Below are 833 nucleotides of genomic sequence, written 5' to 3' on the forward strand. Positions count from 1 at the left end.
CCCGCACCGCGCGCCGTTCCCGTCGTGGACGACTTCACCCGCTTAAAGCCGGTGATTGCCGCCGCCATTCACCATCACCGCCTTAACGCTTAATTCCCGGAGGGATCCATGACTATTGCCATTACCGATGTCGTCCTGCGCGACGCCCACCAGTCTCTGTTCGCCACCCGCCTGCGTCTTGACGATATGCTGCCGATTGCCGCTCAGCTCGACGACGTGGGCTACGGGTCGCTGGAGTGCTGGGGCGGCGCCACCTTTGACGCCTGTATCCGCTTTCTCGGCGAAGACCCTTGGCTGCGCCTGCGCGAACTCAAAAAAGCCATGCCCAAAACCCCGCTGCAGATGCTGCTGCGCGGCCAGAACCTGCTCGGCTACCGCCATTACGCCGATGACGTGGTGGAACGCTTCGTCGAACGCGCGGTGAAAAACGGCATGGACGTGTTCCGCGTCTTCGATGCCATGAACGACCCGCGCAATATGAAAGCCGCCCTGCAGGCGGTGCGCAGCCACGGCGCCCACGCCCAGGGCACACTCTCGTACACCACCAGCCCGGCCCACACCCTGCAGACCTGGCTGGATTTAACCGAACAGTTGTTAGAGACCGGCGTCGATTCCATTGCGATTAAAGATATGTCCGGCATTCTCACGCCGATGGCCGCTTTTGAGCTGGTCAGCGAAATCAAAAAACGTTTTGAGGTGCGCCTGCACCTGCACTGTCATGCCACCACCGGCATGGCGGAGATGGCGCTGCTGAAGGCTATCGAGGCGGGTGTTGACGGCGTGGACACGGCGATTTCCTCCATGAGCGCCACCTACGGCCACCCGGCCACCGA

1 protein-coding gene and 1 pseudogene are annotated in these 833 nt (G+C 62.1%); both read left to right on the plus strand.

What is annotated here, in order from left to right:
- Positions 1-93 (plus strand): annotated as a pseudogene (locus NAZ64_RS22355) (oxaloacetate decarboxylase subunit gamma); the annotation flags it as partial.
- A 15-nt stretch (positions 94-108) separates the two neighbouring features.
- Positions 109-833: pyruvate carboxylase subunit B (locus NAZ64_RS22360; RefSeq protein ID WP_162866801.1), on the plus strand; the 725-nt coding region annotated here is incomplete at its 3' end.

It is taken from the genome of Salmonella sp. A1325 (genome assembly GCF_056991255.1).